Below are 18,830 nucleotides of genomic sequence, written 5' to 3' on the forward strand. Positions count from 1 at the left end.
GTATGGAGGTTTATAATACGGTGTTGACACGTCTGGCTAAAATCTGGTCAATAATAAGTAGAAGTGCTTGGGAACTTTGGTAGGTCTGTTTCTAAGCAATTAGTTCAAATCCCCGCCGTCTCCTTATCACGAACTCATATGATTTCATAAAGTGTCAAAACCCTTGGTATTCAAGGGTTTTCTCTTTTGTCTATATCATTTAGTATCAATCGAACGTAGCCAAAAACTTTACATGTTCAAATAGCTTAAGAACTTTAGAATCGCTCTTCTTTTGCTTTCTAGGTAGTCCAAAAGTAATGATTGAAAATAGTTGATAAACATATTAAGTACATCTTAATTAAACTCATGCCCAGTATTTCAATATTAATCTTAGTATTTGGTCTAAAAAAATAACATGTATCCTTTAATTAGCTTGTATTTTGGTAATTCAAATATTATTAATAATGCCGATATGTATAGAGGATTGGTTTTATTTGTAATTAAACATATAAATAGTAATGTTATTGTTTAATAGTATTTAAATAGTAAATGACTTGTATCTCAATCTAAAATAACTGAGAACGGTGCTGCGACTATGAATATTAAATTAGAAGAATACAAACAATTAAAAAAGAAAAATGAAGAACTAGTGAGTAAGATGAAAAGACTTACAAGAATGCTAAAAAGCTCTGTAATGAAGAAAGATTTGGAATATTTACTAAATATATTAATTCCGGATGTTAATGAGGATTCAGGTTTACCTTATGACTAATAGGTGTGATTTAGCATTCTATATTAGCCAAAAATACACCTCAGAAGATAACATAAAGTCTACGGTATTAAGTGAAGAAACAATAGAGGATTTTCAACTGGCGCTGAATAGGTTTGTCAAAGAAATAGTAGGACAAAAAAATATAGAAGAAATTCATCTTATGATTTTATTTGAAATTTTATCATATAAAGATAATCATGAATTTTTAACTGAATTTGAGATAATGTTTGATAGGTATATAGAGGAATTAATAACTGCTTGTTCTATAACTAGAAATGATTACTGGCTTGTAAAATTACTATTTGTTATTTGGAATAATGCACATAATACGGTTCTTAAAAAGTACTTCGACTATTTGTATACCCGTAGGTTATTAATAAATAGAATGATTTCAGAAAGTAATATGACTTTATGGGAAATGTTGGCTAACTATTCTGGTTATGAATTGTCTGGAAATAAAATGATCTCTATAAAGAAATCTCATTCTAAAAAACATTCTAGGTTTGAAGTCCCAAAAATGATACCACTAACCCCTAAAAATGATGAAATTTCAAGCTCGAATAAACGAAATACAGAAAATTGGAAAGACTTTAGCGATTTAAGAATATTTGGTTATGAAGTAACTAATAAAACAGATGAAGAAAGAAGAAGTGCGTTAAATAATGCTTTAATGAATATTCATCCTTCAAGAATTATCTCACATATTAGTAGTCTTCTGAAAAATTCATATAAGAAAGATGGTATTAGAGGAGATTTTAGTAAATCTATCAAGGCATATGAAACGGATTTGCAATCCTTAGAAGGAATAATTAATCGAAACATTTAATTAACAAACTAAAGACTTGTAAATTGGTTCTAAGAATTCCATTTTACAAATTAAATATAAGAAATGATATACATGAGTGGAGTATAAATATGTAAATTTAGTTGTTTAAGGAGAGGAAAGAAGTAATGCTTAAAAAAATATTTTCGTTATTAGCTCTAAGCTTCCTTTTAGTTGGTTGCGCTAATGAAAATGCAAAAGACAACCCAGAAGAGGAAGTAGGTAAAGAAGAAAGTGCAGAAGTTATCGAAAAGAAAACTGCTCAGGAGTATTTAGTCGATTTCGAGAAAACGGATATTTATCAAGAGCGTGTTAAAGGTATAGATATTAGTTTTCTTGAATCAGTAGATTTTGAAGGAGATAAAGTACCGGAAATGATACTTGGCACAAATGATGATACAAAAAATAGCAATGTAACAATCTATAAATTTGAAAATGATCAATGGATAAAAGATATATCGAAAAATTATGAGTCAAACATACATATATATTTAAAGTCAATCGGTAAACTTCCATATGAAGATGGAACTTTAAAAGAGGCACTAGCTTTTGAAATAATAGAAGCTCAAGCAAGTACTATCCGCCAAAGTTTATCGATTCTAAATTATAATGAAGCTACACAATTCATTGAAGAATTAGTGGAAATTGAGTTACAATCAACAGAAACATATAGTGCTAATTTAGAAGAAAATAGTTTCATTGTGACTGCAGAAAACGGTTTTACTCAAAATTATATATTTAAAAATGGAGAGATAGTAGACAACAGTGGTAAACAGTTGGGTATTATTATTAATGAGGAATTGTCTAAACTTGTAGGGACGACAATTAATGACTATTATATTAATGTGACAGATTTTTACTATACTGCACAAAGTAAAATTACAGAAAATTTAATAACAGAAGAATATTATGAGGGAGCAATGTGTTCCTTCTACGAAACATTCTTTATTTGTGAATCTCATAAAGAGAGTGGAGGAATGCATGCTTATTACATTACTCCTAAAAATAAAGTAACTGTAGATGAATTAACAAGTGTCTTTAATCAAACAGTAGAAGTTGTAGGATGGGAAAATGAGATGGAAGGTGGCTATTCATACACAGCTGAAGTCATGACAGATTCAGGTTTATATAGTCTAGAATTTGATGGAGATTCACCAGATTCAGTTTTAGAATTTATAGCATATGTACCTAACTAAACACAGAGATTCTAAATATGGAACAATTGCTAAATGAAGTTTAATCAAAGACCTTCTAATTTTCAAGATGAATTAGGAGGTTTTTTTCTGTCTAAATTAATACATGGCTTATTTGGATATAATGGAGAATTTATTGTATTACAAACGAATTATTAAATTAATTAAAGAATCAACGATATATAAGAAAAGGGGAGAGTCTACATGTTTTCAAGAATAATTAATAATATTTTTAAAAGAGAGTCTACCGAGAAAGTATCTGTTACCGTTAAGCAAAGAATAGAGAAACAGTCCAAACCAACTCCTTCAAGAATTGGTGAGCTTGGTGAATATAAAATCAATATACAACTTGACCAACTTCCTAAGAATAGCAAATATCTAAGTGATGTATTAATTGAAAACAATAAAGCTAAGTCTGGATATTCACAAATTGATCATGTTATCTTTACTCCTTATGCAATATTTGTTGTAGAGACTAAGAATTATAGTGGAACTATTTATGGGGATAGGAGCAGGACTAAGTGGAGTGTTAATGGGAAATTTCCGATGATGAATCCATTTAATCAGAATTATGGTCATATACAAGCGATTAAGGGAGTTCTCGAGATAGAAGATGAGACACAATTTGTCTCAATGGTCTCTTTTACTAAAAGATGTACTTTTAAAGTAAATGATGAATTAAGAAAAATACAATCGAATGATTTAATCGTTTATGACATAGAACTATCGGAGTATATTACGAGGAAGATCAATATACTTAAGCTTCAAAATCCGGAACCAATTTATTCTACGAATGAATTACAGAACTTATACAATAAAATAAAGAGAGCTAATATAACTGATTTATATATAAGAGATAAGCATGTTGAAACGTTGAAAGAAAAGGATAGGGAATCTATTAAGAATGAGAATCACCTTTCGACTTGTAAAACATGTGGGAATCCGGTTTCCGAAAAGGTTAAAGTATATTGTTTATCAAACAAAACTCGTTTTAAAGGCAATATATATTGCTTTGAGCATCAAAAAGCTATTTAAGTAATTTTTAATGGTGAAATAGTAGCATTATTATGCTGCTCCTTTTTTGAGACATTTAATGAGTTTCATTTCAATTTTAATATACTAACATACATCATATATGAACCTGTAGATTTTACTATTATCATATGTCTCATAAAACCAAGAAAGGGAAGATATGGAATTTCGGTAATACTTTTGCTGGAACGATGATTAATCCTTTTCCATGCTAGATTAATAACTTATTTGCGCACCGGTGTAATAATCCTCTTTTTCATCCCAGAACAACTGATTTTGCATGCCATACATCATAAATAATTGCTCTATGTAAATTCGTTCATCTATAGAAAGGATATTATTTATTTCATTATGTATGGTCTCTTTGGCCGGAATCAATGGCTTATAATCAACTCCATTTATGCCAATGTCACCATACCTCAACACACACCAATCAAGATTCTCAATTTAATAGATAATACATGTATAATAGTAATATAATGGTATATGTAAGAAAACTGAATATTTTAAGAAAAATCGGAAATTAATGTCTTGGCAGGGCAGTTAAAACAATCGGTTGGCGTTTTCCAAGTAACTGAAAAGTGATGAAAACTTTATGATAGGCTAAAAAACAATTAGTTGATACTGGAGAGTCTAGGGGGATTATCAAATGAGAAAATTATTTGTTTATTTATTTTTTATTGCAATTTTAGCTGGATGTGACAGAGATGATAAATATGTTGGTGTACTTGAAGGAGTTTCAATGTCTCCCACTATAGAGCATGAGCAAAGTGTAGTAATTGATAAAAGTTATTATATCGAAAATGATATTAATCGTGATGATATCGTGCTCTTTAAACTCGAAGAAAAAACTCCAATAAAAAGAGTGATAGGTTTGCCTAACGAATTCATTCAAATAAGTGGTGGAACTATTTATATTGATAACAAGCCACTTGTAAGTGAGTATGATTTTGTTGATGTATGGGATGGGGACATGCCTGAAGAGGGTATTCAATTAAAGAGTGACGAGTATTTTATAATTGGAGATAATCCTAGACCATTAACAAGTAAGGATAGTAGAGCTGTAGGTCCAATAGCTAAGGAGGATATTTTAGGAAAATTTATTGAAATTAATTAATTGAAGAAATATTTACCTAAAATTTAACGAAGTTCTATCAAATTAAGGTGCAATCACCTAGTAAAGGTAGAGAAAGGAGGAAAGATGGGCTGGGAGTTAAACGTTGCAGAAGCAAAGGATATTTATTTGACAGAAAGTGATTTGTGGCGCTACACCCAACATTTCCTAATGCATTCGCATCATACCACAACTTACAAATATATTTTAATGAAGGCATTACTAGAGAGTTTACCAGAAATCAGTGAAAGTGGTCGGTTAACGTTTTTGCAAGTTACAAGACATGTGACTAAAATTTACTGGAATCTAACGGTTACGTACCAGCTCGGGCAATTGAATTCAAAAGAAAAACGGAGCAGCTTAGAACAAGTAATTATAGAGTTTCAACGAAAGCATGAGATTCCAAGAGAGTGGAATTTTGACAAAATAGCAGAACCACAAAAAGCTCTTCTTATTAAAGATGTAAACGATATTTTTAAAAAGTACGTTTACGGATCCTTTTACAAATCGTATGACGGGACTATATATTCTTTTCATAAAAAGGAAGGATGGTTTCAGCTTACAGCACCCTATATTGTTTTCTTTGAAAAATACAAGCGAATTCTCATGAATGTTACGAATTATCAACTTGCATTGTTTTTAGAGAAGTACAACACGAAAGAGGCAATGGAAAAGATTTTGACGAAGGTGGAGCTTGTTTCTGCCAGACAATCACTATCGGAGTTTCAGTTGCTGCTTAAACAGTATGGAGAGGAGCGCTGCTTTTATTGTAATAATGCAGTTAAGAAATCCCATGTGGATCACTTTGTACCATGGAGCTATGTGCAAAATGATGTGCTATGGAATTTTGTGCTCGCTTGTTCGTCCTGTAACTCGAGCAAAAGTAATCGAATAACACATACTGAATACCTAGGAGAACTCGTGGCACGAAACAGTAGATGGCTTGCCTATGACCAAATGGAGACATATAGCGAAAAGAAGCTTGTACAAATGTATGACTATGCTATTCAAAATGGTTTTTTAGGGGATTGGAGACCAAGAGAGGGAAAGAGGGCTTAGTAAAATGTTAGCAAGTAAAAAATATATAATTAAAAGTTTTCAGTGACTTTCTTTAATCTAGCTTAATTGTTTTATCTTATGGTTATGTTCTCAATTTTTCCTGACTGATCACCAAGCGAGCTATACTTAAAGAAAAGAACATACTGTTTTACAAAAAAATAACAGTGTGTTCTTTTTTTTTTTCATCTTATCTTCTGCTTCCTCATCCACTGCGTAGCAACCCACTTCTCACCAGTTATCACTGGTGCTCCGCCATGTAAAGTTAATTCATTTAGAGTTTGATCGCTATAGAAATACTCGAAATAAACAGCCATCCCTTTTTTAGGCGATACTGAAAAATTTAGTTTAGGGAAAAAAGTTTCTCCGCCTTCTTCTACATCATTTAAGTACATGACGAGCGTACTAATTCTATTATTATTTGCTACTTTACTTGTTGATGAAAAGAAATCGTAATGGGCTTTGTACTCTTGACCGGGAGTATACTGAAGAATTTGAAGGCCTTCTCCGTGTTCAATGGGTATATTCATAATAGAGGAGATTCTTTTTTCGACTCTAGCAACAATAACGTTTTCACTTTCTTCAATAAATGAACTACTACTCGTTCTCAGTTCATTTACTTCGCGTGTCGTTCCAATTTTAGAACGTTTCATTTTATCCTTAGACAATCTGATCAGTTCATCACACTCTTCGTTACTTAACACATTTCCTAAAACCACTATTAATGGTTCTTCTAATCTAGCGACTATATCAATCTCTCTATCTGTAATTATTTTACTTCCTACGTGATCAAATATAGTTTGCTCTTTATTTACCGTTATCAACTTCAAACCACCTTTTAATCTATCAAATTTTCAACACGAGTAAGTTTTGGATAATATTTAAATGTGTTAACTGTCTTCTTTTTACTTCAAAACCTTGCATATCAGAGTATGCTTTTACACTTTCTTCTGGAATAAATTTCATTTTATTTTATCATATAATTTTTATAAATCTAAAATTTTCGAAAATTTAGAAATAATTAATTTTTCGGAGCTGTTGTTTGCTAATGGAGGAAGAAAATAATGATAAATAATTTCGCTTCATTGGTTTAAATATAAACATTGAGAAGTAATATTTAGTCAACGTATGCGTTGATTCATCAATAATTACTGGGGAGGTAAAAACCTGCCAACTTATCAGGAGTGGAAAGACTTCACTATGTTGGTATTCATCTGAGGCGCACCATATTTTATTTATCTACTAATCAAGAGTGTTTGACCATGTAGCTATTTGTCTTTACTCAGATTTAATGGCAATAATGTAAGCATTAAACAACGCCCACCTTTATGCAGGTGGGCGTTGTTTTGAATTAATACATAATATTCACTAGTCTTGTTCACTCATAGAGTTAAAAAATTCCTCTACAATCGGTTCAATGTCTGGCTCGGTATTATAATAGGCATCACCAATTTGATTTAAACCGAACTGGAGGGTTGCTTTGTCGCCTTCATAGAAAGTAATGGAGTACAGAAATCCATCTCTTTCACTTTGATCCTCGTCTGGAATAAATTTAATATGCTTTACTTCTTTTATAAAAGACCATATTTCCTTTTTATTTGTGGTTGTTCGACTACTACCATTACTACCATCAAAAACTTCTATTTCGGACACATCCTCTAAATCGTTTTTATAATAATCTTCAATTGTTAATGTTTCAAGTCCACATCCTGTAAGTAAGATTGTAAAAACAATAGTTAATAAAATGCGTTTCATATGTTTACCTCCAGTTTTAAACTAAAGTGCTAAGTTCAACAATTTGATTATGCAGTGGATATAAATACAGACTTTATTTATAACTATTTGGAGTCCTTAAAAGTATCTAATCAAACAAAACTAATTCGCTCGAAGTCCATCAAAGTACTGCTAGTTGTATTAAAGGTTGTCAGTCTGTAAGAGTTTTCTCTTTAATCGCTTATATTTCTTTTGTATGAAAACTGGAAAGGAAAAAGAATTAAATACTTATTGACATTTGTAGTTGAGAACGATTATCATTGTGAAGAGAATGAAAATCATCATCAATTAGATAGTTTTTAATGGTTATAAAGTAATTCACATACAGATACAGGGGGAAGCATGATGAAGAAATTTTATTTAGCACTATTTATTGCAGTAGTTACATTAATGGTAGCTTGCGGGGCTAATACAGACGAGGATGCTAAGGGGAAAGAAGAAGTATCTGATACTGAAACGAAGGACTCTAGTAAAACAGAAGAAACTAGCGATGTTTATAGTTTAGATAACGATGGTATTGATCAAGCGACTATGGAAGAAGCTCTTAAAGACTTTCCAGCAGAGGTTCCAGAACGTGTAATAACAACATCAGTGCCGTTAACAGAGATGTTACATTTACTTGGAGTTACACCAGTAGGCGTGCCTACTTCTACTAATCCTATTCCAGCAGACTTTGACTCTATTGAGAGAATTGGTTCTCCAATGGCTCCGGATCTTGAGGTAGTAACAAATCTTGAGCCTGATTTACTTATTGGCTCGGAAGCACTTCGTAGTACATTAGACAAAAGTCTAGAAGGTATGAATTTAGAAACAGCTTACTTACCGACTGATTCTTTTGATGACTTAAAATTAAGCTTTAAAACATTAGGAACTTATTTCAATAAAACAGAAGAAATGAATACAGTTTTAAGTTCATTATTGAACAAGGAAAACGAATTAATTGCACAAGCAGAAGGAAAAGAATTACCTAGTGTTATGTTGATGATTGGTACTGCAGATTCATTCATGGTTATGAGTGAAGGTTCTTATTTAGGTAGTTTAGTGAAGAAGCTAGGTGCTGATAATATTGCGACTTCTGCTTTGAAAGCTACGGAAACTTATTCACCTCTTAATATGGAGGACGTTGTAGTTGCTGACCCAGATATTATTCTTGTATTGGCTTCCAGTGATCATGGAGCATCTGAGGATATGTTCCAAAAAGAAGTAGAGAGTAATAGCACTTGGACTAAACTTTCGGCATATAAAAATGATAACGTCCATATTCTAGACTACTCAACTTTTGGAGTTACATCAATTAATAATGCGGAGAAAGCATTGACTGAAATAGCAAATTATTTTTATAAATAAAAGAGGGTTTTCAAGTGATTAGTAAAACAAGAAGCGGAACAATCGTATTCATTACTTTCTTGTGTATGATTGCTGCTGGCATCATCGCCATCGGATTAGGTAGTGTGACTATTTCAGTTCCAGACATTTTAAAGACTATCTTTAGTTCTTCGACTACTGATGTGCATAATACAATCATTTGGGATATTCGTTTACCTCGAGTTGTACTTGCTTTGATTATCGGTGCAAATATCGCAATTTCAGGGGCTTTACTACAAGCTGTTATGGGTAATCCATTAGCAGATCCAGGTTTAACAGGTGTAACGAGTGGGGCAGCAGTTTGTGTCCTTCTTATCATGCTTGCTGCTCCTGAATATACGCAATTCATCCCAATTGCAGCTTTTGTAGGAGGAGTTTTTGCTGCAACGATTGTCTATGCTCTAGCTTGGAGAAGAAATGGTATTTCGCCAATAACAATTATTTTGTCCGGTGTTGCAGTTAATGCATTATGCGGCGGTATTATTGGCTATTTGTCCATAATTTACAGTGATAGACTTCCTTCAGCAGTTCAATGGCTGAACGGTAGTTTGGCGGCAAAAGGCAATAGTGCTTTATTTATGGTCTTGCCGTATGCAATTGTTGGATGGATTCTATCCATCTTTGCTATACGTAAGGCAAATATCATTCGACTGGGTGATCAAGTTGCGTCAAATCTTGGTGAGAATGTTCATCGAATCCGCATAGTGCTTTCTTTATTAGCGGTATTTCTAGCAGCAATTTCAGTGGCTGCTATAGGCATGATTGGCTTTGTTGGCCTTATCGTGCCACATATGGGTAGATTGCTAGTAGGCTCTAATTATAAGTATATGCTGCCTATGAGTATGGCACTTGGAGCTCTTGTTTTGTTAGTAGCTGATACAGGTGGAAGAACTTTATTTGCGCCAATGGAAATTCCAGCTGGAATATTAATGGCTGTAGTAGGCGGACCATACTTTTTATACTTAATGAGGAGGAGGACATTCTAATATGTTTCGTGTAAATTCCGTGTCGATTCGGTATGAACAAAAAAATATAGTTAGTGACTTCTCTTTTCATGTAAACCAAGGAGAAATAGTGTCCATAATTGGTCCGAACGGTTCGGGAAAGTCAACTCTACTGAAAGCAATAGCACGTAATATTCCATATCATGAAGGTTCAGTGGAATTCGATGGGACTAATTTGAAATCAATGAACGCAAAACAAGTTGCTCGTAAAATGTGTATGTTAAGTCAGAAAAATCAAGCACCAAGCGATATGACCGTGATTGATCTTGTTTCGTATGGTAGGTACCCGCATAAAAGGTGGTTTGAGAAATTAAACAACGAGGACATGGAAATTGTTCATTGGGCACTCGAAAAGACACATCTGACTATGTATAAGGATCGAACTGTTGCTTCTTTATCCGGGGGAGAATCTCAGCGAGCATGGATAGCCATGGCACTTGCCCAAAGACCAAAAGTTTTGTTGCTTGACGAGCCTACAACTTATTTGGATATTTCTCATCAGCATGAAGTACTGGAGCTTGTTCGAGAGCTTAACCAAGATATGGGTATGACAGTTGTCATGGTATTACATGATCTCAATCAAGCATCTTATTACAGTGATAATATAATTGTAGTTCAAGCTGGTGAAAAAGTAATGAGCGGTACGCCAAATGAGGTAATGACGAAGGATATGATTCGGCAAGTCTACCGAATGGATGCTGAAATTCAATATATGACAAATGAGAATAAGCCACGCATTCATTTGTTAAGCACGGTTAGATAGTAAAAATATAAAAAAATATTGGGGGAAATAGAAGTGAAAAAACCTGTTGATATAGAGAAAAATAAAGAAAAGTATTTACAGTTTGTTGAAAGCCGAAAAAATTTGATATTGAGCTTAATAGATGGAGAAGGAAAACCCTTTACTAGCTATGCACCATTCGTTAAAAAAGATGGAAAGTTATACATATATATTAGCCAAATAGCAGAGCACTATGGCTTAATGGAAAAAAATGAGTTTGTCGATGCATTTTTACTAGCGGATGAGTCTGCAACGGTCAATAAATTCGCCACAGAGCGAGCGCGTTGGACGTGCACCTCGATCAACCTAGGTAATGAAGGACATGAAGATATCTTTGAGCTATTTAACACAGCTCATGGTTCTGAAATGTTAGATGTATTACGTGGATTAGATTTCTCACTTTTCGAACTGACTCCATTGCAAGGACGTTATGTAGTTGGTTTCGGAATGGCGTTCGACACAGATATCAATGCAAATGTATTTACGCATGTAGTTGTGGATAAGAAAAAGGATGCTGAAGATTAAAATCAAGGAAAAGGAGGAATAGTTGAAATGACATATACTACTATATTACCATGGAATGGTACTAGAGGACGTTTTCAGAAAACTGCTGAGGGATTGCCTATAGAAGATATGACACTACAATTAGGAAAATCATCTCTTGGTTCTTTAATCCATCATACGGCAGAAGTTGAGTATATGTTTGCCGAATGGTTTTTTGGGAAAAGAAAGCCAGAGGAGATAGCTAAACCTTCTTTGACGGATTTAGAAGAGCTAGTTAAGCTGCTATCAGCTTCAAACGAACATCTCCTAGAAGCGATGAAAGATTTACCTGAAGATGAGTGGCATAAAAGTATGGAATCTCCTATTGGAGCATCAACACCTTTAGAGGCTGTAGGAAGACTTATGTATCATACGGGGATTTATGCAGGGCAAATTTCATTCATTCAAAAACACGGGATTAGCCAAGATTAATAGATAGTAAAAAGAGTATCAAACAATTTTACATTGTTTTGATACTTTTTTTGGTTAGTTAAATATATTGAACATAAAGCTTGGAGATTCACGTGCTTTAATTGTGAATAGAAGTGAACCGTAGTGGAGCAGATGGATTCTTGGTAGGCAAGTTACAAGCAATTATATCTGTCTGATTTTATCATATACGCATGTATGCATGAACAAGAGTCGAATCAATCTATTGCAGAATTAATACTTACTATTTACTAGTCTTGTTCACTCATAGCGCTAAAAAATTCCTCTACAATCGGTTCAATGTCAGGCTCGGTATTATAATAGTCATCACCAATTTCATTTAAAACGAATTGGATGGTTGCTTTGTCGCCTTCATAGAAAGTAATGGAGTACAGAAATCCATCTCTTTCACTTTGATCCTCGGCTGGAATAAATGTAATATCCTTTACTTCTTTTATAAAAGACAGTATTTCCTCTTTATTTGTGGTTGCACGACTATTACCATTACTACCATCAACAACTTCTATTTCGGACACATCCTCTAAATTCTTTTTATAATAATCGTCAATTGTCAATGTTTCAAGTCCACATCCTGTAAGAAAGATGGTAAATACAAAAGATAATAAAATGCTTTTCATATGTTTACCTCCAGTTTTAAACGAGTATTACGTATAGCTTAAGCTAAACAATTAAAGCTGTAGCTTTTGCTTTGTTTGTCTTCAGGAACGCTCCATCACAGATACACGATTAGACGGGGTGAGATATAAATTGTTACAAATTGGGAGTGTAAATAAACAGAAGTAGAATATAGAACAACAGATATAGGGGAGACTAACTTGTCTCTTTAAATTAACCATATACTGTCTCAAAACTAGAACCACATTTCAATTGAAATGTGGTTCTTCCTGTTTTCAAACGATGTACATAATTAAAGCCATTAATTGGTTAGAATTTTGTACTTTCGGTTAACCTAAATGTATTAAAAATATTCTTATATGGAGGCTATGAGCTTGGATAGTATGTCGAAACCGAATCCTCCTACATTGATGAATGAGCTATCTGAAAAGTTTACCCCTTCTAGTGATATAATCTTCAAGCCCTTACAAATGGAAGGGAATACAGTATTTATGTTCTATTTAAAATCAGTTGTAGATGGTGCTAAGCTACATGGAACGATTATTAAACCTTTTTTTGAAATGAAATCCTTTGGGAGTTACCAATCTTATGTCGAATCGTTGCCGGACTTAACTACGATGAAATCGGGAGAAGAACTGCAAATTGAAATAACGAAGGGACATGTCCTAGTAGCTATAGAAGATGAGTTTTATCTAATAGATATTAAATTAGTGAATTCGAATGAAGTACAGCAAACATTAATGGAGCCTACTATTTACGGTCCACAATTAGCTTTAAGTGAGGATATTGAGACGAATTTAAACATTATTAGGCAGCGTTATCATGAGCCTACCTTAAAGTTTGAAATGCACCAATTGAAGGATAAGGCTCACCAGCCCGTGGCCATTATTTATGACGAAAAGACGGTAAAACAGTCTGTACTCAAAAATGTCAAAGAAAAATTAAAGAATTTAGATGCGACACTTATTCAGTCTGCTGGAGATTTGCAGCTCCACTTAAATGGGTCTAAAATTACTCTTTTTCCTACCCTGATTTTGACGGAGCGACCTGATCGAATATCATATAATCTGGCCGCTGGAAAAGTTGTAGTCATGATTAATGGGAGTCCTCATGCATTAATAGCTCCCGTTGTTTTCTTTGACTTTATGCTCTCGATGGAAGATAACTATCATACTTTTTGGATTACTACGTTTACATTGATACTGAGGTATATAGGTTTGATCATCTGTCTCATTTTACCGGCGTTGTATGTTGCCGTGACGTCCTATACCCCAGATGTTATGAGAACGGAATTGGCGCTTACTGTAGCAGGGAGTAGACTTGGAGTGCCTTATCCGTCCTTTATCGAGGTATTATTCATGCTTATTTTCATGGAGTTTCTTACTGAGGCAAGTATACGATTGCCTAAGGCCATTTCTGCAACAGCTACGACAGTTGGAGGACTGATCTTAGGAACTGCGGCTACTGAAGCAGCATTAACCTCCAATATCATGATTATCATTGTGTCTGCTGTTGCTATTACAAGCTTTGTCATTCCGATTAGTGAGATGAGCTTTTCTATCCGTATTTGTCGATATATGCTAATCATCTATACAACGCTTTTTGGAACGATAGGGTTAATACTAGGATCTCTAGGGCTTGTAATGTTCTTGGCTAACAAAAGAAGCTTTGGTGAGCCCTATCTAAAAATGTATTGGTGGGGGGAGAAGAAAGAAATAGGGGTGCGATCAAAAGGATGAGCCGGTATCTATATTACTTAATAATTGTCACAATGGTTACTAACATCATCGCATCTGTGCCAAGAATTTTAATGAGTGAGAGCAAAAATGGAGCCATAGTGTCCATGATTATTGCTATCATTGTTGGAGTATTTCTTACTATCACCGTTATAAACTTATTTAGGCACTTTCCAAATATGACCTTTCCAGAAATATTAAAGAAGTATACTTCTAAGTGGTTTTATTACCCTGTTTTATTTTACTTTGCAATTTCATGGTATGCTGCGGGTCTTATAACTATTGCAACGTATGTTATGCTGTTTAATACTTTTTTGTCTTATGAGACTTCTGTTACCATAACAGCTCTGGCATTTATATTGATTATCTCCTTTGGGGTGTTAATGAAGGAGAAAAGTGTTCTTTACACAACTGAGCTCGTGTTAGTTTTGTTTGTACCTGTCATTTTCTTTCTAATAGTAAAAGTATATACCGATTCACGATTAGATTGGGATTTTGTAAAGGTAGCTATTACACACATCAATGAATTACCAAGCTATAATGCCTATTCAGCATCTACGTATATTTTTATAGGTGCTGTTAACATAATTATCTTCAATAAATTTATTAAGTTTAAGAAGAAAGCAGGATTTAAGGAAATAGTCATTTTAAGTTTGACAGGTATCTTCACTTTGTTTACAACATATTTCATACCTATAGGTTTTAATGGCTTTGAACAAATTGATAATTTTACTTTTCCTTGGGTGACAACAAGCGATGCTGTACGCATGAAGTTTGGAATAATTGAGCGAGCCATTTTCATTTTTGTCATTTTATTTTTGGGAGTAGCCTTTATTAGCCTGTTGATCCACTGGCATGTTTCACTGAAAATATTTGAAAGCATCTTTTTGTTTAAAAAGTTGAAATGGAAAGAAAGAAATCTCACATCTTATCTATTTGTTTTTCTATTCGGGATTATAGGAATAGCTGTGACGAGACAAATTAGTGAATATCAATTAACTAAACTTTCTACTTATTTCTATAATATATTGCCAATATTCTACATCGTTTTAATCGTAAGTTTACTTTTTGCAAAACGGAGGTTAAAGTCTAATGGCTCATCTTAAATTTCTGACAATTATACTAGTCATTACAAGCTTTCTTTCGGGCTGTGGATTTAAAGATATTGATAATCGAATATTTGTTACAGCGATTGGAATTGATCCTTCTGAAAAAGAAAGCGGTAAATATAAAATTACATTGAAGCTAGCTATCCCTGTTTCATCCATCAAACAAGAAAAAGAACCGAGCTATCAGTATTTAGTGCATGAGGGTGAAAATATAGAAGAAGCGGTTAGAATATTAGAAACACATACGGATAAGGTTTTGGAATTTGGGCATGCAAAAATAATCCTAATAAATGAAGCGCTATTAGAAGAAGAGCTCAAGGATTTTATGGATTATCTTTTTAGAAGAGGGGATATACAAACAATCGCTTGGGTTGCTGTAGCTAAACCTTCGGCGGAAGCTATACTTAGAACTGAACCAAAGGGGGAGGCTGCAGTTGCATCTCCACTTACTAAATTTTTTGGGAATACAGGTACGGAAAGTCCCTATATAGTCTCAACTTATTTATATGAATTTAGAAGAGATTTTCATGGTGAAGGTGTTGATCCGATTATACCAATCGTGGAGTCAAATGAGTCAGGTACTCAGCTAATCGTCAATAAATCCGTAGTAGTGAAGGAGAGGATTAAGCCACTTGAATTATCCTCTAGTTTAACGAGAGACTACAATTCACTGGCAAATAGTATAAGTGGGTACAGCGTTAAAATAGTGACTGATGATTTAAAGCTAGTACTAAATATGGGAACCGTTAAGATGAAATATAAAGTAATAAATGATAATGAACGACCTACATCCATCAAGGTAGACGTAAAAATGACAGGAGTCATCAGCCAGTCAAATAAGCAATTGCCCCTAAACAACTTAGACAAATATAATAAATTAGCTTCCAAAGAGATAAAAGGAAATTTGGAGAAATTACTCACCACGCTTCAAAAGGAAGAGATAGACCCCTTTGGATTCGGGCTTAGATATCGAACAATGCAGCTATATGATAAAGGTACGTTTAAAAAATGGGAAGAGGCATACCCAAACTTACCTTTTGATGTAAACGTAGATATCGCATTAAAAAGTACTGGAACGATCCAATAGAATAACTTATTACAGGGGGAGTATGAAAGCTTTGCTGAGTAGTCTACATTTGTTTTATTTTCTTCCTTTCATAAAGTCAAAATCCTGTAGCGTTATCGACTCAAATTTGCAAGTCTTAACCACTGTTTTAAGGACGGTTTTATAGGAGAAATTAAGTGTTTTAGCTTAGACTTTTGGTTAACATTAATTACTTCATATCATAATGTTTAAACACTATTGTATCTATTTGATTTAGGATAAAATAGGTATATAATGGAATTGTAACCGTTTGCAATAAAGAAAAAATATATTAGTGGGAGGAATTTGAATGGGTCGTTTAACAGACAAAGTTGCTATTATTACTGGTGGAGCACGTGGTATGGGTGAATCTCATGTACGTAAATTCGTAAGTGAGGGTGCGAAGGTTGTCTTCACTGATTTGAACGAGGAAGGCGGACAATCTCTAGCGAAAGAACTAGGAGAGAACGTATTGTTTGTAAAACAAGACGTAACAAAAGAAGCAGACTGGACAACTGTTATTGAAGAAACAGAAAAAGCTTTCGGTCCAGCCAACATCTTAGTGAACAACGCTGGTATCAGCATGAGCAAGCCTTTAATGGAAATGACTGAAGCTGACTACCGCAAAATTGTGGACATCAACCAAGTTTCTGTATTCCTTGGAACAAAAGCAGTTGTTCCTTCTATGCAAAAAGCAGGTGGCGGTTCTATCGTCAATATCTCTTCTATGAACGGTTTAGTTGGTGGAGCAGTCGGATATACAGATACGAAATTTGCTGTTCGTGGTATGACTAAGGCAGCAGCTCTTCAATTAGCTCACTTTGGCATTCGTGTAAACTCAGTACACCCAGGTGTTATTGAAACACCAATGGTTACTCAAGGAGACGCGGTAGAAATGATTAAAGAGTTCGCTAAGCATATCCCACTTAAACGTGTAGCTCAATCTGAAGAAGTTTCTAGCCTTGTTCTTTACCTAGCATCTGACGAATCAAGCTACTCCACTGGATCTGAATTCGTTATCGATGGTGGATTAACTGCACAATAATAAATTTTGGAAGAAAATAATGCTTCCATTATTATAGAGAGCTCCTCAGCAGGTTTGAATCTGCTGAGGAGTTTTTTTGTTATATGTGTTCCGCTAATAGAAGCTAGAGAGGAAGCATAAAATTGGGGAAGAAGGGACCTCTAACTTTTCACAGTCGTTCACATTTCTGACAAAAAGTATTGACAAAATTGTGAACGAGGTGAATAATATAGGTTAAGAGGGGTGTTTCGAATGGAATCATACGTAAAAATGTTACACGCTACAAAAATTGTAGGTGCAGCCTTGTTAACTATAGGAATTGCTGTCTTTTTATATGGAACATTAATAAGTGAGTATAGTACAGTTATGGGCGTTGGAATCGGAATCGTCATGGGAGCAGTCTTCACATTTATTATTGGGATGATATTAGTTGCTTCAGAGGAAATGATTTTGAACTCCAAACAATTGAAAAAAGAGAGCATCTAATAAAATACTCTCTGACAAAAAGGTATCTAGAGAAACAGCTCTAGATGCCTTTTTTTATTGGTTAAGTGTAAGTAGTGACTCCTCATGCGCACGTCAAGAAAGGCACAACTTTCTTAACCAATCTGTAATGGTTTTACCGGTACACATATTTCACAATAATGGTTGTTTACCATATCCTCCGTGTACCTTTCTAAAATGGGTTTGTTGTCAATTTGATATCCATTGCCTTGTAAAGAAGGAAAAATGCTAGCATATGCTATTTGAATATCCTCGGCTGTATGTTTAACCTTGTAAACAAGGTATTCTCCTGCAGCTAGTTCACCTTCGCAAATCGAATCATCCACTTGATAATCCTCTGAAATCACTAAACAAGCATCAAATCTACAGTTTTCGGGAAGTGTTGTCGTAGGGTTATCTTGTTGGATAGCAAGTATAGTTCCCGAAAGCTCTTTCTCTTTAGCCCATTTTTTTAACTTCTGCATAACTTCAATATTTGCAGAACCATATGGACCAACACGTCGTACATAAGCCAAGCGGTAGTTAGGTAGTGTTTCAACTTCAAACTTCATCGATTCTTACTTCCTTTCTTCTTTTGGAATTGTTTGGTACATTTCGAATGTAACATGCTTAAAAAATATATACACGAGTTAATTTTATAAACAGCAATTTACCTACAAAAAATGAAAATTGCTCACTTTATTGTTTGTAGCGACAGTTGATGGCTAATCGCTCACCCCACGGAACACGGCCACCGAAAGCGGAAATCAACCATCTATTTTTTGAGACTTATAATGAGGTGTATTTGATACATCCTATCCAATTTAGTTTGCTTATCCTTAAAAGATTTTCCTAGCATACCCTTTATGATTGAAGCGACAGGGGGCGATTCCA

Annotated in this window: 21 protein-coding genes; 16 read left to right on the forward strand and 5 right to left on the reverse strand. The window is 34.1% G+C overall.

Going from position 1 to position 18,830, the window contains the following annotated elements; translation table 11 throughout:
- The first annotated feature begins 574 nt into the window (after positions 1-574).
- The 4 genes from D0S48_RS20745 to D0S48_RS18305 all read left to right on the forward strand — a co-directional run bounded on the left by D0S48_RS20745 (position 575) and on the right by D0S48_RS18305 (position 3,802).
- The gene (locus tag D0S48_RS20745; protein WP_191963829.1) at positions 575-751 is read left to right on the forward strand and encodes a hypothetical protein; all 177 of its coding nucleotides are present in this window, start codon (positions 575-577) and stop codon (positions 749-751) included.
- A complete protein-coding gene (locus D0S48_RS18295) occupies positions 744-1,577 on the forward strand; it encodes a hypothetical protein (protein WP_191963830.1) in 834 nt (277 codons plus the stop codon). The genes D0S48_RS20745 and D0S48_RS18295 overlap by 8 nt, the downstream gene beginning before the upstream one ends.
- 125 nt (positions 1,578-1,702) lie before the next feature.
- A complete protein-coding gene (locus D0S48_RS18300; protein ID WP_151113211.1) occupies positions 1,703-2,770 on the forward strand; it encodes a hypothetical protein in 1,068 nt (355 codons plus the stop codon).
- A gap of 201 nt (positions 2,771-2,971) precedes the next feature.
- The gene (locus tag D0S48_RS18305; protein WP_151113213.1) at positions 2,972-3,802 is read left to right on the forward strand and encodes a nuclease-related domain-containing protein; all 831 of its coding nucleotides are present in this window, start codon (positions 2,972-2,974) and stop codon (positions 3,800-3,802) included.
- 213 nt (positions 3,803-4,015) lie between these two features.
- Here the strand turns inward: D0S48_RS18305 and D0S48_RS20750 are convergent, their stop codons facing one another.
- Entirely contained in the window at positions 4,016-4,177 is a 162-nt protein-coding gene (locus tag D0S48_RS20750) for a hypothetical protein (protein ID WP_191963831.1), read from the reverse strand.
- Between the two features lie 271 nt (positions 4,178-4,448).
- Here D0S48_RS20750 and lepB point away from each other — a divergent pair, with 271 nt between their 5' ends.
- Both lepB and D0S48_RS18315 read left to right on the forward strand, forming a co-directional pair.
- Positions 4,449-4,916: a signal peptidase I gene (gene lepB / locus D0S48_RS18310; RefSeq protein WP_151113215.1), complete on the forward strand. Its 468-nt coding sequence runs from the start codon at positions 4,449-4,451 to the stop codon at positions 4,914-4,916.
- An 84-nt stretch (positions 4,917-5,000) separates the two neighbouring features.
- Positions 5,001-5,972, forward strand: coding sequence for an HNH endonuclease (locus D0S48_RS18315; protein ID WP_151113217.1), 972 nt, complete (start codon positions 5,001-5,003; stop codon positions 5,970-5,972).
- A 182-nt stretch (positions 5,973-6,154) separates the two neighbouring features.
- Here the strand turns inward: D0S48_RS18315 and D0S48_RS18320 are convergent, their stop codons facing one another.
- Together D0S48_RS18320 and D0S48_RS18325 are read right to left on the reverse strand one after the other, a co-directional pair.
- Positions 6,155-6,793: a 2OG-Fe(II) oxygenase gene (locus D0S48_RS18320; protein WP_151113219.1), complete on the reverse strand. Its 639-nt coding sequence runs from the start codon at positions 6,791-6,793 to the stop codon at positions 6,155-6,157.
- A 544-nt stretch (positions 6,794-7,337) separates the two neighbouring features.
- The gene (locus D0S48_RS18325) at positions 7,338-7,724 is read right to left on the reverse strand and encodes a membrane lipoprotein lipid attachment site-containing protein (RefSeq protein ID WP_151113221.1); all 387 of its coding nucleotides are present in this window, start codon (positions 7,722-7,724) and stop codon (positions 7,338-7,340) included.
- 363 nt (positions 7,725-8,087) lie between these two features.
- Between D0S48_RS18325 and D0S48_RS18330 the strand changes: the two genes are divergently transcribed.
- The 5 genes from D0S48_RS18330 to D0S48_RS18350 are packed head-to-tail and all read left to right on the forward strand — an operon-like array spanning position 8,088 to position 11,867.
- A complete protein-coding gene (locus D0S48_RS18330; RefSeq protein ID WP_191963832.1) occupies positions 8,088-9,089 on the forward strand; it encodes an ABC transporter substrate-binding protein in 1,002 nt (333 codons plus the stop codon).
- A 14-nt stretch (positions 9,090-9,103) separates the two neighbouring features.
- On the forward strand, positions 9,104-10,093 hold the full coding sequence (locus D0S48_RS18335; RefSeq protein WP_151113225.1) for a FecCD family ABC transporter permease: 990 nt from the start codon (positions 9,104-9,106) through the stop codon (positions 10,091-10,093).
- Between the two features lies 1 nt (position 10,094).
- Complete coding sequence (locus tag D0S48_RS18340; protein WP_151113227.1) at positions 10,095-10,874, forward strand: ABC transporter ATP-binding protein; 780 nt, start codon at positions 10,095-10,097, stop codon at positions 10,872-10,874.
- Between the two features lie 33 nt (positions 10,875-10,907).
- A complete protein-coding gene (locus D0S48_RS18345) occupies positions 10,908-11,417 on the forward strand; it encodes a pyridoxamine 5'-phosphate oxidase family protein (RefSeq protein ID WP_151113229.1) in 510 nt (169 codons plus the stop codon).
- A 27-nt stretch (positions 11,418-11,444) separates the two neighbouring features.
- Complete coding sequence (locus D0S48_RS18350) at positions 11,445-11,867, forward strand: DinB family protein (RefSeq protein WP_191963833.1); 423 nt, start codon at positions 11,445-11,447, stop codon at positions 11,865-11,867.
- Between the two features lie 248 nt (positions 11,868-12,115).
- On the opposite strand, the gene D0S48_RS18355 is transcribed toward D0S48_RS18350, so the two are convergent.
- On the reverse strand, positions 12,116-12,502 hold the full coding sequence (locus D0S48_RS18355) for a hypothetical protein (RefSeq protein ID WP_151113233.1): 387 nt from the start codon (positions 12,500-12,502) through the stop codon (positions 12,116-12,118).
- Between the two features lie 381 nt (positions 12,503-12,883).
- On the opposite strand from D0S48_RS18355, the gene D0S48_RS18360 reads away from it, so the two are divergent.
- The 5 genes from D0S48_RS18360 (at position 12,884) to D0S48_RS18380 (ending at position 17,939) form a co-directional block, all read left to right on the forward strand.
- Entirely contained in the window at positions 12,884-14,239 is a 1,356-nt protein-coding gene (locus tag D0S48_RS18360) for a spore germination protein (protein ID WP_186318195.1), read from the forward strand.
- Positions 14,236-15,342, forward strand: a complete 1,107-nt coding sequence (locus tag D0S48_RS18365) for a GerAB/ArcD/ProY family transporter (protein WP_151113235.1) — start codon at positions 14,236-14,238, stop codon at positions 15,340-15,342. The genes D0S48_RS18360 and D0S48_RS18365 overlap by 4 nt, the downstream gene beginning before the upstream one ends.
- A complete protein-coding gene (locus tag D0S48_RS18370) occupies positions 15,329-16,432 on the forward strand; it encodes a Ger(x)C family spore germination protein (RefSeq protein WP_151113237.1) in 1,104 nt (367 codons plus the stop codon). Before D0S48_RS18365 ends, D0S48_RS18370 begins: the two co-directional genes overlap by 14 nt.
- A gap of 307 nt (positions 16,433-16,739) precedes the next feature.
- Positions 16,740-17,474 carry a glucose 1-dehydrogenase gene (locus D0S48_RS18375; RefSeq protein WP_151113239.1) on the forward strand — a complete coding sequence of 245 codons (735 nt, stop codon included), beginning with the start codon at positions 16,740-16,742 and terminating at the stop codon, positions 17,472-17,474.
- 231 nt (positions 17,475-17,705) lie between these two features.
- Positions 17,706-17,939: a hypothetical protein gene (locus D0S48_RS18380; protein WP_144538729.1), complete on the forward strand. Its 234-nt coding sequence runs from the start codon at positions 17,706-17,708 to the stop codon at positions 17,937-17,939.
- 113 nt (positions 17,940-18,052) lie between these two features.
- On the opposite strand, the gene D0S48_RS18385 is transcribed toward D0S48_RS18380, so the two are convergent.
- Positions 18,053-18,508 carry an AraC family transcriptional regulator gene (locus tag D0S48_RS18385; RefSeq protein ID WP_151113241.1) on the reverse strand — a complete coding sequence of 152 codons (456 nt, stop codon included), beginning with the start codon at positions 18,506-18,508 and terminating at the stop codon, positions 18,053-18,055.
- Between the last annotated feature and the right edge of the window lie 322 nt (positions 18,509-18,830).

The organism is Psychrobacillus sp. AK 1817, from assembly GCF_008807035.1.
GTDB classification, from domain to species: Bacteria; Bacillota; Bacilli; order Bacillales_A; family Planococcaceae; genus Psychrobacillus; species Psychrobacillus faecigallinarum.

What these genes read in the sequence shown, in the direction of transcription:
- D0S48_RS20745 (WP_191963829.1), top strand. Translation starts at nt 575, where the DNA reads ATGAATATTAAATTAGAAGAATACAAACAATTAAAAAAGAAAAATGAA.
- D0S48_RS18295 (WP_191963830.1), top strand. Translation starts at nt 744, where the DNA reads ATGACTAATAGGTGTGATTTAGCATTCTATATTAGCCAAAAATACACC.
- D0S48_RS18300 (WP_151113211.1), top strand. Translation starts at nt 1,703, where the DNA reads ATGCTTAAAAAAATATTTTCGTTATTAGCTCTAAGCTTCCTTTTAGTT.
- D0S48_RS18305 (WP_151113213.1), top strand. Translation starts at nt 2,972, where the DNA reads ATGTTTTCAAGAATAATTAATAATATTTTTAAAAGAGAGTCTACCGAG.
- lepB (WP_151113215.1), top strand. Translation starts at nt 4,449, where the DNA reads ATGAGAAAATTATTTGTTTATTTATTTTTTATTGCAATTTTAGCTGGA.
- D0S48_RS18315 (WP_151113217.1), top strand. Translation starts at nt 5,001, where the DNA reads ATGGGCTGGGAGTTAAACGTTGCAGAAGCAAAGGATATTTATTTGACA.
- D0S48_RS18325 (WP_151113221.1), bottom strand. Translation starts at nt 7,724, where the DNA reads ATGAAACGCATTTTATTAACTATTGTTTTTACAATCTTACTTACAGGA.
- D0S48_RS18330 (WP_191963832.1), top strand. Translation starts at nt 8,088, where the DNA reads ATGAAGAAATTTTATTTAGCACTATTTATTGCAGTAGTTACATTAATG.
- D0S48_RS18340 (WP_151113227.1), top strand. Translation starts at nt 10,095, where the DNA reads ATGTTTCGTGTAAATTCCGTGTCGATTCGGTATGAACAAAAAAATATA.
- D0S48_RS18350 (WP_191963833.1), top strand. Translation starts at nt 11,445, where the DNA reads ATGACATATACTACTATATTACCATGGAATGGTACTAGAGGACGTTTT.
- D0S48_RS18355 (WP_151113233.1), bottom strand. Translation starts at nt 12,502, where the DNA reads ATGAAAAGCATTTTATTATCTTTTGTATTTACCATCTTTCTTACAGGA.
- D0S48_RS18360 (WP_186318195.1), top strand. Translation starts at nt 12,884, where the DNA reads ATGTCGAAACCGAATCCTCCTACATTGATGAATGAGCTATCTGAAAAG.
- D0S48_RS18365 (WP_151113235.1), top strand. Translation starts at nt 14,236, where the DNA reads ATGAGCCGGTATCTATATTACTTAATAATTGTCACAATGGTTACTAAC.
- D0S48_RS18370 (WP_151113237.1), top strand. Translation starts at nt 15,329, where the DNA reads ATGGCTCATCTTAAATTTCTGACAATTATACTAGTCATTACAAGCTTT.
- D0S48_RS18375 (WP_151113239.1), top strand. Translation starts at nt 16,740, where the DNA reads ATGGGTCGTTTAACAGACAAAGTTGCTATTATTACTGGTGGAGCACGT.
- D0S48_RS18380 (WP_144538729.1), top strand. Translation starts at nt 17,706, where the DNA reads ATGGAATCATACGTAAAAATGTTACACGCTACAAAAATTGTAGGTGCA.
- D0S48_RS18385 (WP_151113241.1), bottom strand. Translation starts at nt 18,508, where the DNA reads ATGAAGTTTGAAGTTGAAACACTACCTAACTACCGCTTGGCTTATGTA.